This window comes from Mesorhizobium sp. M7A.F.Ca.US.014.04.1.1, assembly GCF_003998745.1.
GTDB classification, from domain to species: domain Bacteria; phylum Pseudomonadota; class Alphaproteobacteria; order Rhizobiales; family Rhizobiaceae; genus Mesorhizobium; species Mesorhizobium ciceri.
On record NZ_RZRW01001269.1, the window covers coordinates 1 to 712 of the forward strand.

At 63.9% G+C, this 712-nt stretch carries 2 protein-coding genes; both read left to right on the top strand.

Features of this window, described 5'->3' with window-relative positions; genetic code table 11:
- Window positions 1-453: type VI secretion system baseplate subunit TssG (locus EOA22_RS36010; RefSeq protein ID WP_164756304.1), on the top strand; the 453-nt coding region annotated here is incomplete at its 5' end.
- On the top strand, window positions 450-712 hold a 263-nt coding region (locus EOA22_RS36015; protein ID WP_127390729.1), incomplete at its 3' end, for an FHA domain-containing protein. The genes EOA22_RS36010 and EOA22_RS36015, both read left to right, overlap by 4 nt.

Sequence of the window (712 nt, forward strand, 5' to 3'; positions counted from 1 at the left end):
CTGTTCCTGGCGGAAGCGTTCAAGGCCGCGGTACAGATCAAGGAGTTCATCTCCGCCTGGATAACAGTACCAACCGGTCTCCAGACCCGTCTTGCAAAGGCCTTTGCAGGGCTCGGCAAGGGCGCGACGATCGGCCCACGCGTTTTCAGCCGCCAAAGCAGGATCGAACTGCGTGTCGGCCCGCTGGGGTATGAGGAGTTCAAGGCGTTCCTGCCTGGCGGGGAGCGGCTCAAGCTGTTCAAGCAGGCCGTTCGCGACATGGTCGGGGAGTCGCTCGACGTCGATCTGCGCATCGTGCTTGCGCGTGAAGCCGTACCGCCGCCCCAAATCGGAGCGGTTCGGCTCGGGCAGACCGCCTGGCTTGCGCGACCCATCGAAAGGGGCGATGCTGACGACATGCGGCTGCGGACAATCGTCGGATGGCGGCCGGAAATGACGGGGGTCGCGGCATGAGCCTGCTGCTGACACTGGAGCAAGGGCCACGCACCCAGGCGGTGCGGCAGGCCCGGCTTGACGAGGGTGAGCTGGTGATCGGCCGCAGCGCGGACGCGGGTTGGCAGATCAACGATCCCGACATGTTCGTTTCAAGGGCACATTGCAAGATCTCTGGCGGGCGAGATGGATATTTCGTCACCGACACGTCGAGCAGCGGATTGTTCATAAACGACTCCGACAGCCCGCTCGGTGCCGGCAAGTCGACGCGCCTTCAAAG